This is a genomic window from Leptospira soteropolitanensis, from assembly GCF_026151655.1.
In the GTDB taxonomy this organism is placed as follows: Bacteria; Spirochaetota; Leptospiria; order Leptospirales; family Leptospiraceae; genus Leptospira_A; species Leptospira_A soteropolitanensis.
The window spans coordinates 1-24974 of record NZ_JAMQPN010000007.1 but is presented as its reverse complement, the minus strand read 5'-3'; the positions used below and the strand labels follow the sequence as shown (position 1 = coordinate 24974).

At 37.6% G+C, this 24974-nt stretch carries 20 protein-coding genes, 2 rRNA genes and 1 pseudogene; 9 read left to right on the top strand and 14 right to left on the bottom strand.

Annotated features, from left to right (window positions below; genetic code table 11):
• Positions 1–57: 57 nt before the first annotated feature.
• From ND811_RS14295 to ND811_RS14245, 11 genes are all read right to left on the bottom strand, one after another.
• A complete protein-coding gene (locus tag ND811_RS14295) occupies positions 58–645 on the bottom strand; it encodes a DUF1318 domain-containing protein (RefSeq protein WP_265352816.1) in 588 nt (195 codons plus the stop codon).
• Between the two features lie 7 nt (positions 646–652).
• Complete coding sequence (locus tag ND811_RS14290; RefSeq protein ID WP_265352817.1) at positions 653–3685, bottom strand: LIC_11026 family protein; 3033 nt, start codon at positions 3683–3685, stop codon at positions 653–655.
• Positions 3686–3706: 21 nt separating this feature from the next.
• The gene (locus ND811_RS14285; RefSeq protein ID WP_002989181.1) at positions 3707–4048 is read right to left on the bottom strand and encodes an STAS domain-containing protein; all 342 of its coding nucleotides are present in this window, start codon (positions 4046–4048) and stop codon (positions 3707–3709) included.
• A 63-nt stretch (positions 4049–4111) separates the two neighbouring features.
• On the bottom strand, positions 4112–4930 hold the full coding sequence (locus tag ND811_RS14280; RefSeq protein ID WP_265352818.1) for an RNA polymerase subunit sigma-70: 819 nt from the start codon (positions 4928–4930) through the stop codon (positions 4112–4114).
• A 90-nt stretch (positions 4931–5020) separates the two neighbouring features.
• On the bottom strand, positions 5021–6400 hold the full coding sequence (locus tag ND811_RS14275; RefSeq protein WP_265352819.1) for a Na+/H+ antiporter NhaC family protein: 1380 nt from the start codon (positions 6398–6400) through the stop codon (positions 5021–5023).
• Positions 6401–6403: 3 nt separating this feature from the next.
• Positions 6404–7651 carry an NRAMP family divalent metal transporter gene (locus ND811_RS14270; RefSeq protein WP_265352820.1) on the bottom strand — a complete coding sequence of 416 codons (1248 nt, stop codon included), beginning with the start codon at positions 7649–7651 and terminating at the stop codon, positions 6404–6406.
• Between the two features lie 38 nt (positions 7652–7689).
• On the bottom strand, positions 7690–9660 hold the full coding sequence (locus ND811_RS14265) for a PAS domain-containing hybrid sensor histidine kinase/response regulator (RefSeq protein WP_265352821.1): 1971 nt from the start codon (positions 9658–9660) through the stop codon (positions 7690–7692).
• A 553-nt stretch (positions 9661–10213) separates the two neighbouring features.
• Positions 10214–10330, bottom strand: a 5S ribosomal RNA gene (rrf, locus tag ND811_RS14260).
• Between the two features lie 56 nt (positions 10331–10386).
• Positions 10387–11334 carry a hypothetical protein gene (locus tag ND811_RS14255; protein WP_265352822.1) on the bottom strand — a complete coding sequence of 316 codons (948 nt, stop codon included), beginning with the start codon at positions 11332–11334 and terminating at the stop codon, positions 10387–10389.
• 266 nt (positions 11335–11600) lie between these two features.
• Positions 11601–12785 carry an FAD-binding oxidoreductase gene (locus tag ND811_RS14250; protein WP_265352823.1) on the bottom strand — a complete coding sequence of 395 codons (1185 nt, stop codon included), beginning with the start codon at positions 12783–12785 and terminating at the stop codon, positions 11601–11603.
• 80 nt (positions 12786–12865) lie between these two features.
• On the bottom strand, positions 12866–14371 hold the full coding sequence (locus ND811_RS14245) for a phytoene desaturase family protein (RefSeq protein WP_265352824.1): 1506 nt from the start codon (positions 14369–14371) through the stop codon (positions 12866–12868).
• 188 nt (positions 14372–14559) lie between these two features.
• Between ND811_RS14245 and ND811_RS14240 the strand changes: the two genes are divergently transcribed.
• The 3 genes from ND811_RS14240 (at position 14560) to ND811_RS14230 (ending at position 16686) form a co-directional block, all read left to right on the top strand.
• Positions 14560–15189, top strand: coding sequence for a TetR/AcrR family transcriptional regulator (locus ND811_RS14240; RefSeq protein ID WP_265352825.1), 630 nt, complete (start codon positions 14560–14562; stop codon positions 15187–15189).
• Between the two features lie 293 nt (positions 15190–15482).
• Positions 15483–15959 carry a VOC family protein gene (locus ND811_RS14235; RefSeq protein WP_265352826.1) on the top strand — a complete coding sequence of 159 codons (477 nt, stop codon included), beginning with the start codon at positions 15483–15485 and terminating at the stop codon, positions 15957–15959.
• A 97-nt stretch (positions 15960–16056) separates the two neighbouring features.
• Complete coding sequence (locus ND811_RS14230; protein ID WP_265352827.1) at positions 16057–16686, top strand: hypothetical protein; 630 nt, start codon at positions 16057–16059, stop codon at positions 16684–16686.
• Positions 16687–16960: 274 nt separating this feature from the next.
• Here ND811_RS14230 and rrf (ND811_RS14225) read toward each other — a convergent pair.
• Positions 16961–17077, bottom strand: a 5S ribosomal RNA gene (rrf, locus tag ND811_RS14225).
• 91 nt (positions 17078–17168) lie between these two features.
• Between rrf (ND811_RS14225) and ND811_RS14220 the strand changes: the two genes are divergently transcribed.
• On the top strand, positions 17169–17633 hold the full coding sequence (locus ND811_RS14220; RefSeq protein ID WP_265352828.1) for a GyrI-like domain-containing protein: 465 nt from the start codon (positions 17169–17171) through the stop codon (positions 17631–17633).
• Positions 17634–17662: 29 nt separating this feature from the next.
• Here the strand turns inward: ND811_RS14220 and ND811_RS14215 are convergent, their stop codons facing one another.
• Positions 17663–18439, bottom strand: coding sequence for a PrsW family glutamic-type intramembrane protease (locus ND811_RS14215; RefSeq protein WP_265352829.1), 777 nt, complete (start codon positions 18437–18439; stop codon positions 17663–17665).
• On the bottom strand, positions 18436–20244 hold the full coding sequence (locus tag ND811_RS14210; protein WP_265352830.1) for an energy transducer TonB family protein: 1809 nt from the start codon (positions 20242–20244) through the stop codon (positions 18436–18438). The genes ND811_RS14215 and ND811_RS14210 overlap by 4 nt, the downstream gene beginning before the upstream one ends.
• A gap of 63 nt (positions 20245–20307) precedes the next feature.
• On the opposite strand from ND811_RS14210, the gene ND811_RS14205 reads away from it, so the two are divergent.
• The 5 genes and pseudogenes from ND811_RS14205 to ND811_RS14185 all read left to right on the top strand — a co-directional run.
• On the top strand, positions 20308–21708 hold the full coding sequence (locus ND811_RS14205; protein WP_265352831.1) for a glycine--tRNA ligase: 1401 nt from the start codon (positions 20308–20310) through the stop codon (positions 21706–21708).
• On the top strand, positions 21709–22179 hold the full coding sequence (locus tag ND811_RS14200) for a GNAT family N-acetyltransferase (RefSeq protein ID WP_265352832.1): 471 nt from the start codon (positions 21709–21711) through the stop codon (positions 22177–22179).
• 186 nt (positions 22180–22365) lie between these two features.
• Positions 22366–23295, top strand: coding sequence for an esterase/lipase family protein (locus ND811_RS14195; RefSeq protein ID WP_265352833.1), 930 nt, complete (start codon positions 22366–22368; stop codon positions 23293–23295).
• A 95-nt stretch (positions 23296–23390) separates the two neighbouring features.
• Positions 23391–24440 (top strand): lipase secretion chaperone, encoded by a 1050-nt coding sequence (locus ND811_RS14190; RefSeq protein ID WP_265352834.1) that lies wholly within the window; start codon positions 23391–23393, stop codon positions 24438–24440.
• Positions 24409–24974: pseudogene (locus ND811_RS14185) on the top strand (apolipoprotein N-acyltransferase); the annotation flags it as partial. The gene ND811_RS14190 and the pseudogene ND811_RS14185, both read left to right, overlap by 32 nt.

Here is a 24974-nt window from a genome sequence, read left to right as displayed (position 1 = left end):
ATTGAAAGAAAGTGAAGGAAAAAAAAAGAGCGAAAAAGGGAAACCGCCTGCTAGGTTTCATTGCAATTTCTCCCATCTACCAGAAGCAGTTTCAAAATATTCACCTGCAGTCACTGATTTATAATATTCTTCAACTAAGGACTGTTTATATTTCAGTAATTCTTCTTCCTTTTTGCCTTTTTTCTTTTGATTCAATACTTCTTTTTCCCAGATTGCCTTCCTAGATTCATTCAAATAAACAATCACATCTTCTACCCGTTTGCGTTTTGCAGGGATTTCATATTGAGAATAGGTGGGTAAACTCAAACCCAACGGATTCAATTTAATAAAACCAGATGGAGTTTCTCCAACTATACCGTGCAATTTGTATTGTTTAACTTCAGGCAACAAGTAATTTAAACGTATTCTATGCGCCCTAATCTCTGGATCAGTATCGTCACCGGCAGATTTTTCACGATTAGACCTACCGTTAGATGATGATTGAATGGATGCTATTAACCAACCTTCTTTCTCCAACTCACGATCTTCTCCCACCATTTGTTTTTCGGCCGCAGTTTGGGCGTTGGTAATGGTGATCGGCGGAACTTTTAAATCAACAATGGACTTACACCCTATCATTAAAAATAAAAAAATAATACGCTTCATAAATACCTCACTCTTGGTATGTTTGGATTTCGCTTTGCGCACGTTTCAAAAAGTTTGCGAGTGGCATTCGCTGTTGAGAAATTTTACCATCTTCAAGATTAATTAACAAAGACAATAAGGATCGATTAAAGTATACATCTGCATATACCAAACCCTTAGAAAGAGAAACATCAATCTTATTGATTGAATAACTATCCGTTATACGATCGATAAGGAAATTCTGCGGAGAAATAACATTTAATGCACTTTTACCAAAATCTCGGCCTATCTGAAAGATTGAAAAAAATAAATCCAAATTTGCAACTGGCTCACTCAAGTCTCTCAAAGATATATTAAGATCTGCCTTTAATTTTCCATCATCAATTTTATCTCGCACCTTGGGAGCCATCAATTGTTTTAAATCAATGTCTCTAATCAGGAAGTTTCCACGAAATTCCATAGATTTAGGATCTAAATTACCTAAATTAAAAATTATGTTTTTTCCTAAAACCAATCCATCCAATGAATAGGATCTCAAAGATTCTATGTTTGCATAATTTTCTTTATATTCAATAAATGCTGAAAGTCCCGGACCATCTTTCTGTCTTTTAACATATTCAAACGGTAAATTAGGAATGTTTGGGTGTGTTCCTAGAACCTGCCGAATGGTTAAGTTGGGCGTATTGCTTCGGCCATAATTTTTAATAAATATTGATTTATCTCCAACGATCAAACTATCTTCATTACTTCTCGCCAAATTATGTTGAATCGGTATTTTTGCAGCGACATCCTCTAATACATAAGCCTTACAATTTTCTCCAGGACACTTTTGGTTGGTATAAGAAAGAAGAGGAACTTTTGAATGAAATTCACCATTAATGTCATAATCTCGAATTGATAAATTTAACCCTAAATCACCTTGAAAACTAAGACCCTTGGCTAAATATTGTTGGCTTTGGGACATTAAACCAAAATTTAAATCCAAATTCCCAAAATAAGGACCTAACGGTGGTTTTGGTTTCGAAGTTTTATTCAACTTTCCATTTACTGCTAAGTTAAAGATGCCACCAAATGCATTCATTCTAAAAGTGTTTATGATAATTTCGTTTGTATCTGCACCAACTAAAGAAAGATCTGTAGTTAATTTTAGATCTTTAATTTCCAAACCTGGTAACTCGGCGCGTAAGTCCGCATTTATTTTTTTTGTAGAGCCCGATGCAGAATAACGTGCACTCAGTTTTAAGATTGGATGATTTCCTAGAAGATTCTGAATTGGCGAAACTTTTTCCTTTAAAACTAACGGAAGTATCAGAAGTAAATTCGGTGTATAAACATGCAAACCTAACGGCTGTATACTTGCAACTAGGTTAGGACCTGTATGTATATTTCCTTTTATATCTAACTCTAAAGCCTTATTCCCTGTAATTGTTTTTTGTTCTAACTTTAAATCGGAAATTTTTACTTCTGAAAGACCAAAAGGACGATCAAATACTAAAGTCGCATTTAAATCTAATCCTAGATAAGAAGAAGGAGATCTAGAACGATCCAGTTGGTATCGGAAACCTTCTATTTTTGCTTTGTCATGAACGAGTAAGGATACAAAAGACTCACCAGTAACTCCAAGATCCATTTGAAGTTTACCACCGAGTCCTGAAGCATATTCACCTAACTGTAATTTATCGACACCTACTTTAAAATCCAAACCTGCAGATTCAGAATATTCACCAGATAATGATAAAAAAGCGCCATTATAATCAATATGAGAAGGTGAAATCTTTAAAGATTTTATGTAAGGAAATGGTTTTGCTGCAGATAAAGGTCTTGTGTCTGCAAAATTCATTTGCGAACTGATATCTAAAAATACGGATGGTAGAGAGTGAGACTTCGCCTTTCCTATTTTTAAATTTAACTGGGATGTTCTTAATTTTAAATTTGCAAATGCATTTTTCCAATCGCCGCGAATCCCCGTACCTTCCAAAGAAAGTTCTCCCGACAATTTCATTTCAGGAACGATACCTTTCAGTTGGTCAATTGACTTCTGAATGGAAGTTAGCTGCACATTAGATTTTCCAACAACAATATCTACTTTGGGAGTTTCATTAGAAACCTCTTTGACAGAACCAGACAAACTTACCCATGATTGTCCTAAAACTTTTAGATCAAACTGGTTGATCCCTACTTGGTCTAGTTGATTGTCATAATGAATATCAGATAACAGACGTAATCCGAATGGCACAGGTTTTCCTCTTACTTCGAGTAAAAGATCATCCTTCCCAATATCAGTTGTAAACAAAAACATCTCAGGTGAAACAGTTCGATCCCATTCAAATCGCAAAGAAAGGGGAATGGTTTGTTTCCATTTAAGTTCCTCTGAATCTAAATTTAATGGTATTGGTTTGGCTGTATTGAGAGATAATAAGATATGATCGATCTGATTAAGTAGCGAAAGATCAAAAGGGATCGAAGTAAATCGATTGGTCACCAATTCCGTTTGTAGTGAAAGATCATCGACGGAAAAAAAATGTAAACTACCCGTATCACGTTTCAACTGGAATGCAACCGTATCCAAATTGAGATACGCGCTGGCCTGTAACGGAAGATAGGTTTTGATTTCCGTTAATGGTGGTTTGGATTCTAAAGGAGGTTCTTCTGGGAGAGATACAGAAGGTTTAACTAGGGAGGCAATGTTCCATTTCCCCAATCGCTCTTCTATATAAATCTTGGCATCTTGAAGTCCAATTTCTGTAATTTTAATTTTTCCCAATATAAGAAGAGGAAGATTGTAACGAAGGCGAATCCGCCGAGCTTCTGCCAAAGGAGTATTTTCAAAAGGAAGCCCTGGGTATAGGCGAAAGTGATCGATCTCAATTCCAAAGAAAAGTGAGAAACAACGGAAATCTCCTTCCATTTTTCCCATAGTGAAATGGGAAAAAAGTTTAGGAACCAACAGGTCTGCGGTAAAGACATTGAATATAGACTTGTAGAGGAGGAAAAGAACGAGAAACCCGCGAAAGGTTTTTGTTTTGGCGACTCCTAAACTTACCTTCAGGATTGGATTCATTAGTAGAATCGCCTCTAGCGATTAATATTCGAAGGAGTCTTCGGCCTCTTCCAGAGTTTTATAGATCTCGAAAACACTAGAAAGTTTCGTGATTTCCATGAGATTCTCGATATCGGAATTTAAGTTCGCAAATACAAGTCTACCATTCAGGCCATCAATATGTTTGTAAATATTGAGAAATGTCCCTAAACCAGCGGAATTGATAAAAGGAACCTTTTTCAAATCGATGATAAATTTTGGGACTTGGCCTTTTTTGATGTACTGTTCAATCTTTTCAGACAGTTCAAACTCATTTCCGGCTTTGATGGCACCTTCAATTTTAATGATGTGCACGTCGTTTTTGCTAGTAACTTTGATTTTCATAACCCTTCGGAAGGTGGTGTTGCCATTAAATTCCTTCGATTTTACCGAATGTAAAGCAAATTTTTATGCATAGTGTAATAATTCTTTACCGGCTTTTCGAAGTTCATGTTTTCCCTGTGACAAATGATTGCGAACTGCCTTTCTAGAAAGGCCTAACAACTTTGCTATCTCACGTTCGGATAAAAAACTACGATCACAGGCTCTTGTGCGTCTGAGAATCCAGATTTTCTTTTGTTTTATATACCAATTTCTGCGATTTGAATCGGTCACTTCGTAAAGTTTTCTGGTATACCGAGTGATCATTCCAGAAAGACGAGTTAACAGTTGGCGTTGGCGAAAACGTTTCTCTTCTAATTCTCGAAAGAAAATTTCCACATCATGATTGGTTTCGCGTAACTTCCAAAGAAGAAGTTGGTTTAAGTTCTGTTTCATCGGCAAATCAAACTGTAAGGACAGAACCAATGCTGTTAACGTTGGAAGTTTTTCTAATTCAGCTTTTACGGGATGGGATTCTTCCCAATTTTCCGAAGGAACTTCCTCATTGGCAGGTTGGTCATAGTTCCACAATTGTAAATATAGTTCTCCAGTATCCGTAATCTCTGTTTTACGAAACCGATTCCGATATTGGTTAAAAGCATAAGTCACAAAAAAACCAAGAACATTAGTGATATGATAATTTAGGCTTAAGTCCCACATTTTTGTGAATACTTCTAAAATTGTGACCACCATTTCACAACTCTCGTCTTCGGTAATTTTTCTCTTTTTGGCCAACCGATCAACCATCCAGATAGGTAAATCGGTTTTTACAATATTGGGATCGTTTGTAAAACGAGCCTTCTCGATAAGTGGCAAAATCTTTTCATCTAATATTTTTGGCAACATGGGAGGAATTTATAATGCACCCACAAAATATTGAAACCAGATTTCTTCCCAATAGGAGCGTAGATTTTCTGTTATGTGAACTTCGAAAGTTCAACTATGAACTTTTATATTTTTTTTCCCTATGAGTAAGACAGATACAGATAGAATGATATGAATTAAGTTAAAGAATACAAATGGTAAAAAAGAAATGACTGAAACTCCAAGCGATGTAGACATAAAGGCACCGCAACTATTCCAAGGAATGAGTGGCGAAGTTATGGTTCCAGAATCCTCCAAGGCGCGAGAGATATCCTTCTCTGGAATTCCTTTTTCTTCCGCAAGACTACGAAAAGCCCTTGCAGGAACTACTAATGATAAATATTGGTCGGCCGTTACCATATTCAAAAGAAAGGAAGTTCCCATCGTAGATAACAAAATATCCCACCTGTCGTTTGCCCAGTTTTTGATTTGTATTAATATTTCTGCAAGGTATCCGTAGCCTTCCACAACGGCGCCAAACCAAACAGCGGCGAGGATCAATATTTCTGTGGGTAAAATAGCAACGACTCCTCCTCCACTCAAAAAACGATCTAAAACAACGTTGCCTGAATGGGATTCAAATCCGTAAACCAACGTCTTTATGATATCAAAAGGCAATCCAAACTCTTTAACACTAAAAGCAATGGCAGAAACAATCCCTAGTGCTAGTGATATTCGAATGTGTATTTTTAAAAGGGCAGAACCAAAAACTAATACTACCGGAATGAATTTTAACCAAGAAATTTGTTTCGTGGTGTCCAATAAAAATTGATTTGATTGTAATGTTGAATTTTGGAATTGATTGAGATCCCAAACAAATAAATTCAAAATATAAAAACAAAAAATTGCGATCGCAAAACTAATACAAGTTGTCTTTAGCATATGCCTTATGTGTGACCAAATAGGAACATGCGTTAAACTAGAAGCCAAATTAGTTGTATCAGATAAGGGAGAAAGTTTATCTCCAAAATAACATCCGCTCACAATAGCACCAGCAGCCATTGAGGGAGGAAAAGAAATCACTTCTGCTACACCCATAAGTGCTACGCCAAGTGTTCCCGCCGTGGTCCATGAGGAACCAGAAACCATTGCTGCGATTGCTGCAACGATTGCCAAGGATGGAAGAAAATAATCTGGCTGTAAAAATAGTATTCCTGCTTGGATCATAACGAGTAACACACCTGCATAAGCCCACGATGCAATGAGCATTCCTACAAAAAAAAGAATTTCCATTGCCGGCAATACAGAGAGAAAATTTTTACGAAAGGCAGACTTCAAAAAAAGGAGTTTTCTATCCCGCCTTTGCAAAAAAGATAAAAACCCCGCAACAAACAAAGCCATAGGATGTGGGTATGGTATTTGCCAAATAAACCGAAAGAATAGAATGGAAAGAATTAAATAAAGAAGCGGAGAAAGAGAGAAAAAAATCGAATGCGTTTTTTCTCTCTCCATACTTTAAAGAAAGGTAATATTAATATAATAGATCGAAAAACCAAAAAGAAATAAAATCCCGAACCAAGATAATAAATTCATCCAAGGGTTTGGTCTTTCTTCTTTTGGAATTTCTTTTCCGAATAGAATCAAATGGTGTATCAGAGCAAGAACTGGTGCATTCAAAAAGGAAACTGTAGTAGCAAAATCCACCAAACTCTTCATATTTGTTCTAAAAAACATTAGAATTAAAATAGAACCCACACCCACGATGGTGATCCAATACCAGTAAAGTTTTTCTGTAGGAATTTTTTCTAGTGGTTTGAATAAACGACTACTTGCATTTGATACCACTCGCGGGTATGCATCAAAACAGGTAAGCGTAGTGGAAAACATCGTGAAAAAAGCGGCGATAAGGATGATTGGGTAAGACCAAGATCCAATTGCCGTTGTATATAATTTAACTAATTCGGAAGCAAAACTCACGGCTTGAGAAGAAAACTCAGCGCCAGTATTGTACATCATATTGGAACCTAATGCCAAAAAACAAACAGCTAACAAAGTTGTCCCAATATAACCAATATTAAAATCGATCATGGCATATTTCATTGGCGGAAGTTTCCCGTCCGGAGTTTTTTTTGCAAGTGTCCAATCGGATTGCCATACTGCAGCTTCGATGGGGATTGGCATCCAACCCATGAGTGCAATCAGGAAAGCAACATCTCCTAAATCAGAAATGGAAAATGTTTTTCCTTGGGTTTCTAATTTGGGAATGGCTGCATAAAAAGACAAAACCATCGCGACAATGGTAGAGATGGTGAGAAGAACTACAATCCACTTCATTAGGCCGTCGAGGGCCGCAAATTTACCAATCGCAAGTAATAAAAAACAAAATAGCAAAATGATCGCACATAATAACCAGGGCTCTAAAGAAATGCCGAGGAGATTAGAAAACAATCCTGATGTAACTAATGTAACAGTCGCGACTATAATACACATAGTTCCAATCGATATGAAGAAAAAAATCCAAACGGGCAAACGACCCAAAGCTTCATATCCATCTAACAACGATTTTCCTGTAATAATTGTATATCTGGTTCCAACAACAAAAAACGGATACTTAATCAAATTGGCAAAGATTACAATGAATAGGAGTCCATAACCGTAGACAGCTCCTGCACGAGTCGACTGCACAAGATGAGAAACACCAACGGCGGCACCTGCATATAAAAGTCCAGGACCAAGATAAGCTAAAAAGGGAAATCGTCTCATTTTGGACAAATTGAAGCAGTTCGAAATTTTTTGCTACTCTATTCGAGTGTGGACCGATTCAAATAATGGAATAGAATTTCATTAAGTGCTAAGATATCAATCGGTTTGGTCAAAAATTGATCCATTCCAACATCAAAACATTTTTTCCTTTCCTCATACAAGGCACCGGCAGTCAGAGCAATGATTGGGACCTTCGAACCTGAGGGCTGTTTACGGATCTCCGTTACCGCTTCCAATCCGTCCATGTTAGGCATTTGGACATCCATAAATACCAAATTTGGTAAGGATTCGCGAAAGAACTTAACTCCCTCCAAACCATCCACAGCCTCAATGATTATAGCTTTAGGAATGTATTTTTGAATCATTCGTTTGAGAAGTTCGCGATTCATTTCATTATCTTCTACGACTAAAATACTAGGAGATATATCAGACAAAACTGCTTGGTTGTAATGAACCAACTCTTCCTTTTTTATTTCATTCTTATCTCTTGCATCTTGGTCTAAATTTTCCTTGCCAAAACTACATTCGATACAGAAGCGAAACTCTGTTCCTACGCCAACCTCCGATATAACCTCTATCTCTCCCCCCATAAGATCTAACAAAGATTTTGTGATCTTAAGACCAAGTCCAGATCCTCCATACCTTCTCTTAGAGTTTGTTTCTCCTTGCCAAAAAGATTGAAATAAGTGAGTCTTCTGTTCTTCTGAAATTCCGATTCCCGTATCTTTAATTACGAATTCTAATTTAGTTCTTTGTGATGAAATCTCTTTCGCATTTACCTTTAGTATGACGCCGCCTACTTCAGTGAATTTCACTGCATTTCCTAACAAGTTAATCAGAACTTGACGTAATCTGGTTGCATCAATTAAAATGATTTCTGGTATTTCAGGACCCTCTTCCAACCTTAAATCGATTCCCTTTTCATTTGCCTTCCATCGCAAAACACCTAACGAATCATTAATAATTTGCTTTAGATTGGAAATCACTTCATTTAAAACCAATTTCCCTGCTTCGATTTTGGAGATATCAAGTACATCGTTAATAATACCAAGAAGACCATGTGCACTGCTAATTGCATTTCGGACAAATTCTCTTTGGTCTATGTCCAAGTTGGTAGTTAATAACAATTCATTAAAACCAATAACTCCGTTGAGCGGAGTTCGAATCTCATGGCTCATATTGGCAACAAATTCTGACTTTGCCTGATTTGCTCTTTCCGCTTCTTTGATCGCGCTTCTTAAATGGAATTCTGCATTTTTGCGACCAGAAATATCATTCATATGAACAACAAAATAAGATGGATCGCCGTCTCTATTTTTTACTAAAGAATTTGAGATTTCAAACCAAAGGATATTTTTATCTTTTGAAAAAAATCTTTTTTCATATATCATATTTTCTTTCGAACCGCTAAGTGCCAAATCTCGAAACGAATCAAATAAAATTTTGTCATCCTCATATGCAAACTCGTTTGTTCTTTTGCCAATGAGCTCCGTTTCCTCATAACCTAACATAGTTCTTAGTTTTTTATTGACTCGTAGAAATCTTCCATTTAAATCTAAAATACAAACGCCAACGCCTGCGTTATCAAAACTCATTCGAAATCTTTCTTCGCTATCGACGAGTTCTTCTTTAATTTTGTTTTCTTCTGTGATATCGCGATTGATCGCAATGATACCGATTGTGTTTCCTAATTTATCTTTCAAAAGACTGGCAGCAGAACGGATTTTTAGTTTTTTATCTTCTTTGTTGTATTGAAAAACTTCCCCTTGCCAAATCCCTTTATTCTTTAATTCTGATATACGATTGTCTCTTGTTGAGTGCAACTGTTCTGTTTTTAAAATAGCAACTGTAGATTTCCCGATTACTTCTTCAGCTTTGAAACCATAAATACGTTCCGCAGCTAAATTCCAATTTGTGATTCGAAATTCAAGATCCGTAACTATAACTGCATCATATAAGTATTGAAGAATCAGCGAAGAATATACTTCACTAGGAATCAAATTTTGCATTACTTCCCAATACTAAAATAGCCTTAAAAAAAAGTGCAAGCGAATACCGAATCGAAAATGGAAGATTCAAAAAAATCAATACCTGTAATTACCCCCCTTCGTTGCCAAATTTAGTAATTCTACTTAAATAGATTTGAAATTTCCATTCAATCTAAATGAATCTAATAACGGAAGAGGAAAATAAACAAATTAGAATCTAAGAATCTACTGCATCAACATATCATTAATTTCTAATTTACTGCCTCTAAAAAAAAGATACCTTTAGGCATACTATATGGTTCGCACAATGAATTAAAAAACAATTCGGACAGAAGCCTCACCCATTTGGCAAATAATTCATTACTGACTATATGATTGGGTTTTAAAAAAATTTAATAAAAAGAACAGATTCACCCGGCAATCATGCCGGAAAAAATAGAGCAAGACACCTTGCTCTATTTTTGAGGCAGCGACCGCTACTGCGAGTCGCGGACATTGGCCGGCTCACACAACGCTCTACAAATAAAAAAAGCGCTCACTTTCGCGAACGCTTTCTAAAGGATTATAAGTGCTAACCCGGCAATGTCCTACTCTCCCATTGAGCGAACCCAATAGTACCATCGGCGATGAGAAGCTTGACTTCCGTGTTCGGAATGGGAACGGGTATGGCCTTCTCTCCATAATCACCAGGAGTAATTACCATTACTTCCAAGCGGACTGGATTTGCAAGTACTTTTAAAAGAAAAGTTACAAATTTAAATCGTAAGTGACACCAATTTTTATACCGGACATAGCAATTTGATGGTCCGCTGTAGCAGATACAAACTCCATTAATGTGCCCACTCGGTCCAATGTATCACCATAAAAACTGAGAGCGACAGGACTCTTTGCTTTAGCAGTCATGTTTTCTCTTTCAAAACTCAAAAATAGTCGAAGTTTTGGAAGGATCATGATACTTCCTCCCACACTAATTTTTTCAGAATAGAAAGTATAACCACCATTAGCAAAATTAAATCCAAAACCATTGTTATAAACTCTAAACTGTTCTGAGTTATAGGTTCCGGAAGAATTTAAGAGAAAAGGTCCGAAGAGCAGAAAATCTGCGAATAGTGTAGCCCTATCGTTAAGATCAAATTCGAAACCAACACCTACGAGCCCCGAAGTACCTGAGGTGGTTTTTGTATCCTGCCCTAAATAAGATGGCCCACCAATGCCTAAATAGTTCCCTTCAAAAGATTGACTCATACTCCGAATGACATATTTGGGAAGAATTCTAAAATTAGAACTAGGAGAAAGCGTAATTCCTAAGTTGATATCAGAATAGAGTAAACGATAATCGCCCTCTTTAATTCCGAGTCCCGTAGCATAATAGGAATTCCATTCATAACCTCGAGTAAATCGATTCAAATGCAAACCGAGAAAAACATTACTCAAGATTCCTGCATTCAACGAATGAAAATAATCAAAACCAAAATCATTAATGAGTGAAGTTCCACGATTGCCTTGCCAATCTTGATTGTATTCCAATCCAACAATATCACCGTAAAAATTTCTTTTTTCAAGGTCTGTGCGAAGGCTTCCTAAAAAGGATGCACCTTTGATACGCAACGCATTTCCTTCAACTTTACCTTGAGCAAAAACGGATCCAGTAAAAAGCAAGATGACGATCAGAGAAAAAACGAGACTACGTTTCATGAATTGAATACCTCTACCATCCAATAACAAATGAGAGAGGGTTGACTCAAGGAAAAATTATTAAAAAAAGTGAAAACTTAAAACTCTAACGGCATGTAAAGCGCAAAATGGAATAACGTATCACAAAAAACTTCTAAAATTATGATTTTCGCAAAACTATAATCACATACTCTCGAATAAAAGATTTTTATTCACTTTTATTTGAGATGGTCAAAAACGAAAATCCAACGAAACATGAAATTCTTTCTCCTAATTCATTGCATTTTTTATAGTTGAATCTCTATATCGGTAACAGGAAAGGCAATACAAGAGTGAATCCATCCAAACTTTTTATCGGACTTGCGAATTTTGGCTTCTGGGGGACTGAATACTTCTCCTGATTTCAGTTTCACTCTGCACAAACTACATTCGCCCGATCGACAGGCATTTTCTGTAAAATATCCATTCCTTTCTAAACTATTCAGGAGTGGCTCCCCAACTTTCGCCTGGAAAGCTTGGTTGTTTCCTACTTTGATCTTCACTTCCTTCGTTGGAAGAACGGAATTCGGCCAACCATCCATTGTATCGGGTCTTGCAGGTGGGCCATTACTTTCGATTAAGATCCGTCCTGATCTTACTCCAAGTTCAGAAAGAAGTTTTGCTACATGTTCATTAAAAGGAGTGGGGCCACAGACATAATACATCTTAGAGGGAGGATTTTGCAGTAAGGTTTGTAATGTTTTATAATCCAATCGACCACGGTATCCTTTAAAATTAGGACTGACTTCCCGGGAAAGGAACTCGGTCAAAGTAAAGTTTGGATGGGCAGCAGCTAAGTTACGAAGTTCCTCAATAAAAATAACATCATCTTCATAACTATTAGAGTAGATAATATGGAATCGAAAGTTTTCGTCCGAAGATAAAAACGATTTTAACATACTCATCGCAGGTGCAATCCCTGATCCACCAGCAAGGAATACCAGATCCAAACCATGAAAAAGAGGATTGTGATGAAAAGAACCCATTGGTCCTGTAGATTCAAATTCTTGGCCAATCTTAACTTCATCTAATAAATAAGGACTCACAAAACCACCTTCTTTTCGTTTGATGGTCAATTCATACGAGTTTAGATCTTTTGGTGAAGAAGAAATCGAATAAGGTCTCGCTGTCAATACACCCGAAAGAGAAACAAATAAATTGATGTACTGTCCGGCTTGGAAGGGAGGCAATTTTTTACCACCGACAGAGACCATTTTTAAGGTTTTTGTGAAAGGAGTATCCACTCGAATTTCTTCTACACGTAGTTTTATCCGTTTTGGATGAAGGCTATTTATTTTTTCTCGAACAAGGCCTTTCTCTTCTTTAAAGTTTGAGCCATTAGTTTCAAGCTCCTCTTTTTTTAAAACTGCTTCCTTAAACCCAACCACAGAGTTCAAAATGTTTGTTTCTAATTTTTTGTTGTTATCTAACATATTCCTATTTCCTATCCATCAAAGTCGATCGATTCATTCGAATCCTAATTTGTTCATTGAGTGGAAGCAGTTGTATTTGGTTAACGAAGAATCTTCGACCGTTTCATAATCTTCCGAGCCGTATTGTAACCATTCAAATATGTTGGTTGGAAGCCACCCATACTTGTCCAACTGCTGGCTGAATAAAGTCCATCAATCGCATCCAAAGGTTCACGGAATAGATGACCATCTTGTAAATTTTGTTTGAACCCATAAATGGCTCCACCTGGTGTATTTAAATAACGCATCATCGTCATTGGTGTGGCCACTTCTGCTTTTTCAATATGTGCTCTGATTTTAGGGTATGCCATCTCAACAAGTTTGATAAGTTTATCACCAAACTCATATTTTGTGGAAATATATTGTTCCGGTTGTACGTCCTTCCAAGCCTCTCCATATTGTAAGGCAACAAGAGTGACGACTGATTTTCCTTTTGGGGCCAATTCCTCATCGATATAATTATAACAAGTGACCATCCCCCAATCGGGAGCATCCAAAGTATACATGCGGTCTTCTGTGACTTTTGAGTTAGCTGTTGTCATCACAAAGGTCGAAGCAGTTGTGAATCCTAATTCTTCAGGAGTACAGTCCAAACCCAAATATAAACAAACTGCCGAAACACCCATCCGTCTTGATTGGAAATCTTTTAAAACAGAAGGAGGCGTTTCTAAATCCAACATTTCATGATAAGTGAGGAGAGGACTCGCATTGGAAACTACGGCATCACAACTGACAGTTTCCCCTGTTTCCAAAAGAACCCCTCGCACTGCACCATGTTCCGTAAGGATTTTTTCCGCCGCACAATGGAAGCGAACTTCTCCACCTGCTTCTTCAAAGGAAGTAAGAAGTGCACTCGAAAGCATTTGGGAGCCACCTTTGATATGCCAAGGTTTATAAACACAATAAAAATATACCATACCGATGAATTCAGCAAACACCAAATCCGTCGTAGGTATTCCAACATAACTCCAATAAGGTGTGATTACACTGATTAAGTCTTCATTTTTAAAAAATTCATTTAGAACATCAGTTGTAGAACGAAGTCCATAAGCTGAAAAATTTGGACACCTTGTTCGAATTTTTTCTTGATCATTAGATAATCTGACCCTTGGTAAAACAAAATAATATTCATTGACAACGGCTTCACTAAGAGCAAAAAAACGATCAACCGAATTCCCTTCTTCTGGAAAAAGACTCTTTAGATGGTTTTTTAATTCTTCCCAGTCGGCAGGTAATGTAACATCTAATTTTCCAGGGATTATGATACGATAAAGTTCTTCTTCTTGAACTAGATCTATCTTATCCAGAACACCAAGTTCTTCAAATACACGACGCATGATGAAAGGATTTGATTCCGTTCCAACCCCACTCAGTTGGTGAAGAGCCACTTCAAATTCAAAATCCCCTCTCACAAAGGAAGTGGCACACCCGCCAGGGACATTATGCCTTTCCAGTAACAAAGTTTTTGAACCTTCTCGCTGCAATCGAGTGGCTGCCATTAAACCGGCGTTACCGGCACCAATTACAACAGTGTCATAATGAAGCATTTTTCATTCTCCCCAAGGTAATCCTTATGAAGAACACCCAATCTTTACACTGTAAAGATTGCAAACGTTTTTCTGATCCCTTTTTTAAAAAAATCTCCCACCCATTAAAAACAGGCTCGAATTACTTATCTTTTAAACCTTTACCGAAAAGGCTTTACCAGTGAAGCATGGGAGCCTACTAGGTTGTAATGGCCGGGAAAAAAGAGAAAATAGACAAACAAACGACTTCCTACCATCACGGAGACCTTCGCCCTGCCCTCATCTCTGCCGCACGAAGTTTATTACAAAAACAAGGGGCCGATGCCCTTTCTTTACGGTCCATAGCCTCCGCAATTGGTGTCACACATATGGCCCCCTATGCACATTTTAAAGGGAAACAAGAACTACTCCAGTCAGTTGCCGCATCTGGGTATGATGAACTGGCAGCCAATATGCTGAAGGCCCAAAAAAAACATCCGAATGTTCATGGTCGCATGATGGCTTATCATTATGGTGTGGAATACATCCATTTTGCCATCGCAAGCCCCAACCTTTACCGTTTGATGATGAACCAAATTGATTTGGGAAAAAAAAAGGGTTCCGAGACAAATGAAAGAGAGATATGGGTGAGTTCTCAGCGCCCCTTTCGTTTGTTGTTTGCTGCTTTTGCGAATGAAAAGGTTAGTAAAAAAATAGCTCATGCAAGAGCACTTGGTGCTTGGGCCACTGTACATGGAATCGCCTCTCTTGCCATCGATGGACACTTAGTCCTTCCGGAAGGAATGGATGTCATTCAACTTTTCAAAGCAACTGTTAGTTCCTCTCTGGAGATAGAGTAAAAAAGTTGACCTTAATCTATACCCATTCATAAATATAATTGTAAAGAATAGCAATATTGAACATTTTTTCTATTCTCCAAAATTCGATTTACTAATCGAACCGTCACTATTCCCTTTCAAAACAAAAGTAATTAAGGGCTCACCTCCATTATCTTGAATCTTTTTTAGTCAATTCCACTCATAAAAACTTATCCTTTAGATTTAAATCCCTGAGATTGAAAGGGATTCATTATTAAAATCGCGACAGATATAAATCATCTTGACCTTTTTAGACTTCAGACAAAAAGGAAGTCATGGCAAAAAGCAAACTACTAGAAATGCATAATGTCGGTATTGTTGTTGAATCACTCGACAATGCCATTTCTTTTTTCCAAGAAATCGGGTTAACACTGGAAGGCCGTATGGTCGTTGCTGGCGAGTGGGCAGGGAAAGTCACAGGACTTAAGGATCAGGAAGTAGAGATTGCCATGATGGTTACCCCAGATGGACACACTCGCATTGAACTCTCTCAATTTATTTCCCCGAAAACAATCGCAGACCACAGAACCGCTCCTGTCAATTCGCTTGGTTATCTTCGGATCATGTTTAGAGTGGACAACCTAGAAGAATTAATAACACGACTCAAGAAACACGGTACCACAGTAGTAGGAGAAGTTGTATTATTTGAAAATATATACAAACTCTGTTACATTCGGGGAGTGGAAGGAATCCTCATTGGACTTGCCGAACAAATTGGAACCCAAACAGCTACAGATTTATTAGAAAACTAAATGGAATCAATTCTTATCAAATCATAATTCCAGACTATTTCTTGCATAGTTCGCGATAAGAGATATTGAATAATGATAATCGGGGATCACTACAACTATGAAACTTACATATCCAATATTGTTTCTTGTTTTATTTTCAAATTGCACTCGATATATACTTTCACCTGGCATCAACTCAGATTTAGCCGTCACAATCAATGAGACCAAAAATCCAACTGACAATAGTAAATATAAATTATATGTTTTTAAACTGAGTGATGAAAATTTAGAATTAGCTTTGTTTGATATAAATAACTTTTCCTCACTAAATCCAAACTTTAATAAAAACTTGGTAGAGATTTCGAAAGATATTAAAATATCCAACTTCGCATTCATCATCGAAGTCTTCGCAGAAAACGGATTAGAAGATTTAAACAGGCTAAATGAAATCGAAATTGATAATCCCGATTGTACAGCGACCAAATATGAAATTTATCGTTACGATTATATCAAATTCGTCCTACTGCGAGGGAAAAGAGAAAATATTTATCCAAAATTACCTGAAGAAAAATACCAATTGGAATTTCAACCGAGAATGGCTAACGTCGAAATCACAGAACTTCCGAGAAAACGTATCCTAATTTATTTCGATCCATCATGTAATCCAACCCATACTAGAAAAATTAACTTCAAAATAAAATCACAAAAAAACATTAAGTATTCGATAGAATTATCTAGTGCCACCTAACAAGATTCGAAAACCTTGCTCCCTATGGGCCGCAAGTCTGTCATTTCGCGAACAGTTTATACTCGTCGTACTATTGGGCTTTATAAAAATATTTAATAAAAAGAACAGATTCACCCGGCAATCATGCCGGAAAAAATAGAGCAAGACACCTTGCTCTATATTTGAGGTAGCGACCGCTACTGCGAGTCGCGGACATTAGCCGGCTCACACAACGCTCTACAAATAAAAAAAGCGCTCACTTTCGCAAACGCTTTTTAAAGGATTATAAGTGCTAACCCGGCAATGTCCTACTCTCCCATTGAGCGAACCCAATAGTACCATCGGCGATGAGAAGCTTGACTTCCGTGTTCGGAATGGGAACGGGTATGGCCTTCTCTCCATAATCACCAGGAGTAATTACCATGTGTACAGAGAGCTTCGGTTAGTCAAACTCTTCTTTAAGAAAAGGTTGCGTTTTTTTAGCAAACTGAAACTTTTTCTTTATGTCGGAACTGACAGAACCACTAGTAAAAACGAAGACTTTCACGGTAATGGGAATTCGGATTCGGACTTCCAACGTTGCTGGTGATGCCGATGTTAAAATACCAGCCGTGTATTCCAGGTTTTATAAAGAAGACATACCGAAACAAATGGAAGTTTTAAGAAAATTTGATCCCCTTTTTGGTGTGTATTTCAATTATGCATCGGATGAAAATGGGGCTTACGATTTTTTGTTAGGTTATGCCGTGGAACCGGATGCAAATCCGCTACCAGGAATGGAGAAGGTAGAAATAGTTCCACAAAACGGTCGTTATTTTCAAATCCAACCAGGAGCACCAGAAGAAGTAGTTCCTAAATTCTGGGCAGAAATTTGGAACCATCCGGAAATTCCCAAAATTAGAACCTACCAAATGGATTGGGAAGAATATTCAGAAGCGGGGATTCGAGTTTTTCTTTCGACAAAATAAATTAACGAAAGGTTTTTTTAGGACAATTGTTAAATTGTATTGATAACAGAATCTTTTGAATCTTCCTCTAGTTTTGAAACCTCTACTTTTTTTTCCAAAACTTGTTCCCGCCAATCATTTACAACCCAAACCCAAATTCCGACAAAAAGTGAGGTAGCAATCCAAAGACCGATCGTGGAACCAGGAATTAAAAGGAAATCTACGACCCCATGTTGCCATACGGCTAATACAAATCCGAAACCAATATATAGTTTTTTCATCGTTTTATCCGTTTTAGTATTACTCTTTAAAAGGAATAATGAAAAACAAAGATTGATCAGTAAGTGTATATTTGAGGAATGAATCGTTCTTGCAAAAAATAGATCTAATTTCTTTTCTTCAGGTTCCCTAGCTATATAATGAGTATTTTCGATAAAAGAAAATCCCATTGCAACAAAAGCACCAAACAAAACAACTGCGGGAGAAAACAATTTTGACTTTTTGTCATAACCGAATAGGAAAGACAAAATCATAATAAAAAAGATTTTAAATGTCTCCTCCATTATCCCTGCTTGTATAAAAGCCAAATGTGCAGTTTGTGTTAACATACTTACCTTTTTTTTTGGCATAAAATCTGTTTCAGGCCAAAGGATCGGGTGAAGTCTTAAGATTAAATCAGTCGAAAGCCAACCAAAGAACAAAGCTAAAAAAATACCTAAAATTTCCTGCCATCCCTTTTTCGGTTTGTACGCTTTCCAAATCACAATGGCCCAAGGAACAACTGTCAAAGATCCAATGAAATAATCGAATATATCCACTTCTTTCATTCTGGTAACTCTTCCATATAACGGCCGTCAAATAAGTTGATCATTTCTTTTTGCAAAGGTGTGGGAACAAATTCTGGGTCGATAGGACCATTCCAAAACAGTTCCGTCACACGAATGTCGTTTTTAGTTCCTGGTGGTGGCATGAGTGGTCCTAAACTTTCTACAAGCTGCAAAGTCCGTAAATCTTGGTCTGGATAATCCGAAGCTTCCACAATTTCCACATCGATCACATCCCCATCTTGGGTAATGGTATAAGCAACCACAGATGAATATGGATGTGGTGCCTTAGCCCAATAATCCATATAACTTTCAGGGATACGCATCTTTGCAGAAATATAATTTGAGTAAGTAGGAGGAACTTTTTTACCCCGAATTTTTTTGATATATCCTTTGACCGGGCCACTATCGGCCACTTTTTCATTGGAGATTTTTTCCCCTTTTTCTTTGTTTTCCGTTTCGTTTCCAGTAACGATTCCCCCGTTTAATCCCTTTGTATCCTCTGGGACATTGGGATCGATGAAATAGAATTCCATTTTTTCTGGTTGGAAGTGGTTATTTTTTTGTGAAGACTGGTCTTTCTTTTTGGTCCGCTGGAGTGTGATTGGAATTAGAAAAACAAGACAAATTAGAATCAAATGGAAGAGTAAAGAGAGTGGTAATATATTTCGAAAGCCTTTTCGTAAACCTGGTTTAAAAAAAGGTTCGGAATCACCAACTTTATCTTCTTTCACTCCTAAGTTTTCTAAACTAAACGACTTTTCTAGAAGGTAAGAAGAATAAAAATAAATTCCAATAAGTGCTGAAACCGAAAATACCGCATAGGCAATGTTTTGTGAGGAGATAAAAAAATCTTTATCGGGAACTCCGGGTTTTAATCCAAATCCAGCCAAAAACTGAATCCCAAAAATGGGGCTTAGGTAAGAAAAGACCCAAACAGCAGAGAATAAAAACAAAAGTAAGGTCAAAAATAAAATCGGAAATCCTCGCCAGTATTCATAAACGTAAACATGTCCAAAACCAGGAAGGATACGGTCACGAAATTTTGCTTTTTCTTTTACAACAAGTTCTAAACGGAATGGGAATCTTGTCTGGGAAGTTACCGCTTTTTTCCAACGTTCGCGAATACGAATTCCCTCCATATAACGCAAGTAAGCTCCTGCAACAAGAGAAGGGATTTTGTTTCGATTGAAATTCAAAAGCAAAATACACAAAGAAATAGAATAATTAAATACAAATTGGTATACATCCACAAGTGGTGCCAGTGGCGAAAGAGATTTATTAGGATGTAATTTTTCTGAAAGGATCTGAAATCCAAAATTTAGTAAAAGAGCAAGAAACAAAACAAGTAATATTGTATCAAACTTAGCATCACGAATCCGCATATCTGTCCGGATTGTATCATAAGGATTTTTCGTTTGTAATCGTGCCGATCTTATCGATTCTCTTTTTCTGTTTCGTTTTCGGCTATGAATGTAGTTGGCAAACAGGAGGAAAAAACAAACTAATACAAATCCAATTTTTAGCTGAAGACTTCTTGCATCCTTTGCCAAAAATTCGTTGATCACTGCTTCCCATTCCAACCCCGACCTGTGCAGAAGTTCTATTGGATAAAAAATAACCCAAGAAAGGATATAAACAGCCATTACTGCTAAAGCCCGAAGTCGGAGACGAAATTCTCCAGGGAATGCAAAAAGAACACCCAAAGCCAAAAATGGTCCAAGAGAAAATAGAGGGGACATCCAAAGAAAGAAGGTTAAGGATTTTTTAGCCCAAGGAGAGAGTGATTTTAAGTTTGCCGAATCCATTCTTTAGTCTTATCTCAAGGAAAATACTTTGAATTTTCGTGGAAAACAAAAAATTTGGCGGATATGGCACAGCCGAAAGAGAAAGAAGAACAGTCGCTAAAACCCATCGTCGCAGTCTCCAAAAGAAGGGGATTTGTTTTCCCAGGTTCCGAAATTTACGGAGGCCTCTCCAATACCTTTGACTATGGCCCAAATGGAATTGAAGTATTAAACAATCTAAAACGGCTTTGGTGGGAATACTTTGTGCATAGACGTGACGATGTTTTGGGCCTTGATTCCTCAATTCTCCTCCACCCTCGCGTTTGGGAAGCTTCAGGCCATATCTCCAACTTTAATGATCCTTTAATGGATTGTAAAAAATGTAAAACTCGGGTGCGAGTGGATAAGTTTTTGGAGGATAAAGAAGGGGACGGAGCAGCCACAGGCAAAAGTTTAGAAGAACTGACTAGTATCATTCGAGATAAAGCCTACGCCTGCCCCACTTGTGGAACTGTAGGTAGTTTCACTGATGCTCGTCAGTTTAATTTAATGTTTAAAACATCTCACGGCGCATCGGAAGAAGGAGCCACAGACATTTACCTTCGCCCGGAAACAGCCCAAGGTATTTTTATTAACTTTAAAAACGTAACTCAAATTGCTCGGAAAAAAGTTCCCTTTGGCATTGCCCAAGTGGGAAAATCATTCCGTAACGAAATTATGGCCCGCCAATTTATATTTCGAACCCGTGAATTCGAACAAATGGAAATGGAATTTTTCTGTGAACCAGGCACTCAAAAAGAATGGTTCAAGTATTGGGTGGACTATTGTATGGACTGGCTTGTCAATGTGGTAGGACTAAAAAAAGAAAACCTACGTGTGAGAGAACATGCCAAGGAAGAACTTTCTTTTTATAGTGATTCCACAAGCGATATCGAATACAAATACCCTTTTGGATGGGGCGAACTTTGGGGTGTTGCTTCCAGAACCGATTATGACCTCACCCAACATGAAAAATTTTCTTCCGAAGATCTTAAGTATCATGATTTGGATGGAAAGAAAAAATACCTTCCTTATGTAGTAGAGCCTGCACTTGGTCTTAACCGACTGTTTTTAGCAGTTTTATGTGATGCTTACGAAGAAGAAAAGTTGGAAAAAGACGAAGTACGAACCATATTACGTTTTGGAAAAAGAGTGAGCCCTATGAAAGTGGCCATTTTCCCTTTGATGAAAAAAGACGGACTCGATTCCAAAGCCAAAGAAATTTATGCTGACCTTCGCAATCACTGGTATGTAGACTACGATGATAGTGGAGCCATTGGGAAAAGGTATCGTCGTCATGATGAAATTGGAACTCCATTCTGTGTCACTGTAGATTACGATACCATGAATGATGGAACAGTGACGGTTAGGGAAAGAGATTCTATGAAACAAGAACGAATCCCAGTAACAGAGCTAAAAAGTTACCTCATCAATCGAATAGTATAGGTGATTCGAGAATTAACAGAATCCGATAGAAACCAAACCATCGAACTTGTAAATCAGTTTTACCGCAAAGTAAACGAACTCGAGTTAGATGGTTTGTTTCGCATACGCCCCCGCGCTGCCACAAAGTTCACCGACATATATTTCAAACTCATTGGAACTGGAAAAGTCTATATGCGTGGTTACTTTGAAGAGAAGGAGCTTGTATCCTTACTGATTGGACGGGTGGAGGAAAAACCACATCTCGAAGAAGAAAGAAGCCTATTTATCGATCTTGCTGTCACCAAACTCGGTAAAAAGAAAAAAGGCTATATGTCTGCCCTTTTAAAAGATGTCGATCTTTGGTGCAAAGAAACTTCGATTCCTTCGATCGAACTCCGGGCGATCTTACAAAACGAAGAAGCCGTAAAATTCTGGGACAAATCCTCCTTTGAAAGGTTTTACATTCGGTACCGCAAGCGAGTGGGCGACTAAGTTCCTACCGATTTTCTACCAGTCTGCCGCTGACCACAAACTTCCTTAACAGCCCTATCTAAATTCAAGAGTCTCCCTATATACAGGATTTACCCATTTTTTTTTAATTTGTAGTGAAAATATCCTTGCCTCAAATAAGTCATTTTGACACAGTTTTATCTTAGAAAATTCAGAGGTGAAATATTTATGATCCGAAAAAGTCTTTTAGCCTTTTTTGTAACAGCCGTTATGGCAACTTCCGTCCAAGCTAGTTCTGGTTCTTCCTCCAAACCGCTTGCAGGCACTTATCCCATTATCCTTTCACATGGTCTTTTTGGTTGGGGCGAAAACTCTGGTGGCATCATCAGCATCGTCAACTATTGGGGCGGAACCGATGATTACCTCAGAAGCCAAGGGGCAACTGTTTTTGCTCCAACTAAAACAGCGGCTAACTCCAATGAAGTGCGTGCTCAGGAACTAAAAGCAGCCATTCTTACTTATGCAGCTGCAACAAACTACAACGGTAAATTTCACATCCTTGGCCATTCCCAGGGTGGACTAGATAGCCGTTATATGGTTTCTAACTTAGGACTTGCTGGTCGCACTGCTACGCTCACAACTCTAAACACTCCGCACTACGGATCACCAATTGCTGATATTGTAAAGACTGTCCTTCCTAGTTGGATCCAACCATTTGTTGCAAGTATCGTCGAAACACTCGTAAAAATTGTATACGGTGGAACCAACCAACAAAATGCCCTTGCTGCACTCTCTTCTCTAAGTAAAGAAGGACTTAGTTCTTTCAATGCCTATACTCCTAACAATTCTGCAGTGAAGTATTTCTCATACGGATCTTCGATCACAATTCCAGACCTCATCCAACACCCTCTTATGGGCATCCTTCATCCCGCTTGTGGCGCTGGTGGACTTTTCCAAGGACAAGGATTTACTAACGATGGACTTGTTCCACTTTCTTCTCAAAAATGGGGAACTTGGAAAGGTGGCCCATCTTATGGAATCTTGACAACAGGAATCGATCACTTACAAGTATCAAACACTCTCCGCTCTGGAAGTCTTTGGTACGATGTGGAAGGTTTTTATTTGAATATGGCTTCTAACATGAAGGCAAACCAATAGTTCACTCCTGATGTTTTTTTAAAAAACCCAAGCACTCGCTTGGGTTTTTTTGTTTCCAGAAGTATCAATCCATCCTTTACTACGAACCATCTCCTATGAACTTTAAAAATTTCCGTTATCTAAGTATGGCCTTTGGTGCCCTACTCCTTATTTATATTGTATATCGAATCATTAATCCAAACACATTGGAAACTACGAATGAGGAGAATCCAAATGACATTGCCGAATCTTATTTTAGAACGCAAAGTGATGGATTCTCCGTGGATCCATTCTACCTAGAATCAGCAAAAACAATCTTTTCTGCTGACGGACGATTCCTTCGTTTCGATGAAATATTGGGACGAGCTAAATCAGGTGAACTCAATTTAGTTTCCGAACTTTGGAATTTGCGCAGGCAATGTCCAGAAGGAAGCACTAGAGAACAATGTCATGAATATATCAAAGCGTTTCTTAAAAACGAATATAGTGGAGATGATGCCAAAAGACTGATCAACATGCTTTCCAACTATTTAAAATACGAGGAGGCAATGGTTCAATTAGATCCATCCAGCAAATCCTACTCAAACCAAGAAAGATACGAACAAATCAAACAGCTACGTAGAAAGTATTTTTCCAAAGAAGATGCAGAACTCATCTTCGGATTGGAAGAAGCTACTGCTGATTTTAGTTTTAACAGAAAAAATTTCCTCGATGAAACTAAAAATCTAAAAGCAGACGAAAGACTGAGATTGTATGAAGACTATCGAAAAAAATCTTTTGGAAACTTTTACAACGCTGTAGTCGCAAGAGAACCATTATATGATAAGTTTGAAAATGAAATGGATTTACGGCAGGCTGAACTTTCAAAGTTATCTGGATTAGAGAGAGAATCAAAAGAAAAAGAAGTTCGAATTCGTTACTTTGGGAAAGATGGAAATGATCGAATGGAAAAGGTTCTCAAAGAAATGAAAGAAGAAGAGGAAAAGATTTCTAAACTTCAAGTAGCAGAAAAAAACCTACTAAAAAACTATCCCAATCTTTCTGAATCAGAGCGCGAAAAAAAAATAATGGAACTTAGAATCCAAACCTTAGGAAGTAAGGAATTAGCCGAGGAATATACAAGAAGAATGGAATATGAGAAAACACTCAAAAATTCCGAAAATTAAATATCCCGTTCTTTTAATTTTTCCAGTAGCAATCTTTTTTGCTTTGGCACTAGAGCCCTTCGGATTCTCATCCGCTGGGTTCCTTTGTTTTTTTTTACTACTCTATCTTACTAAACAACTTACCATCTTATCTAACTGGAAACAAACGATCGTCGCGACCGTATTATTTTCAGGACTTGTGACTTTGACCAGTTTCTATTGGATATGGAACGCGATAAGAAACATATCTGGCCACGGACTTGTCATTTCCTTTTTGCTTTTTATCGTATATGCCCTTCTTTCATTTTATAAAATTGGGATTATTTTTTTTGGTTCTGTTTTTCTCACCAAACAAAGAAACGTAAAAGATTCCTATTTTTTTTTATTAGTAATCCCTTCTCTTTTTTTAATTTCAGATTGGATTTGCCCAATGATCTTTCCCGTATATTGGGGAGATTTATTTCGAAACCAGATCCTTTGGCGTCAAATGGCAAGATTTGGCGTTGAAGTATTAGGATTTGTTTCGATTTTCTCTACCTCACTTTTATATTTAAT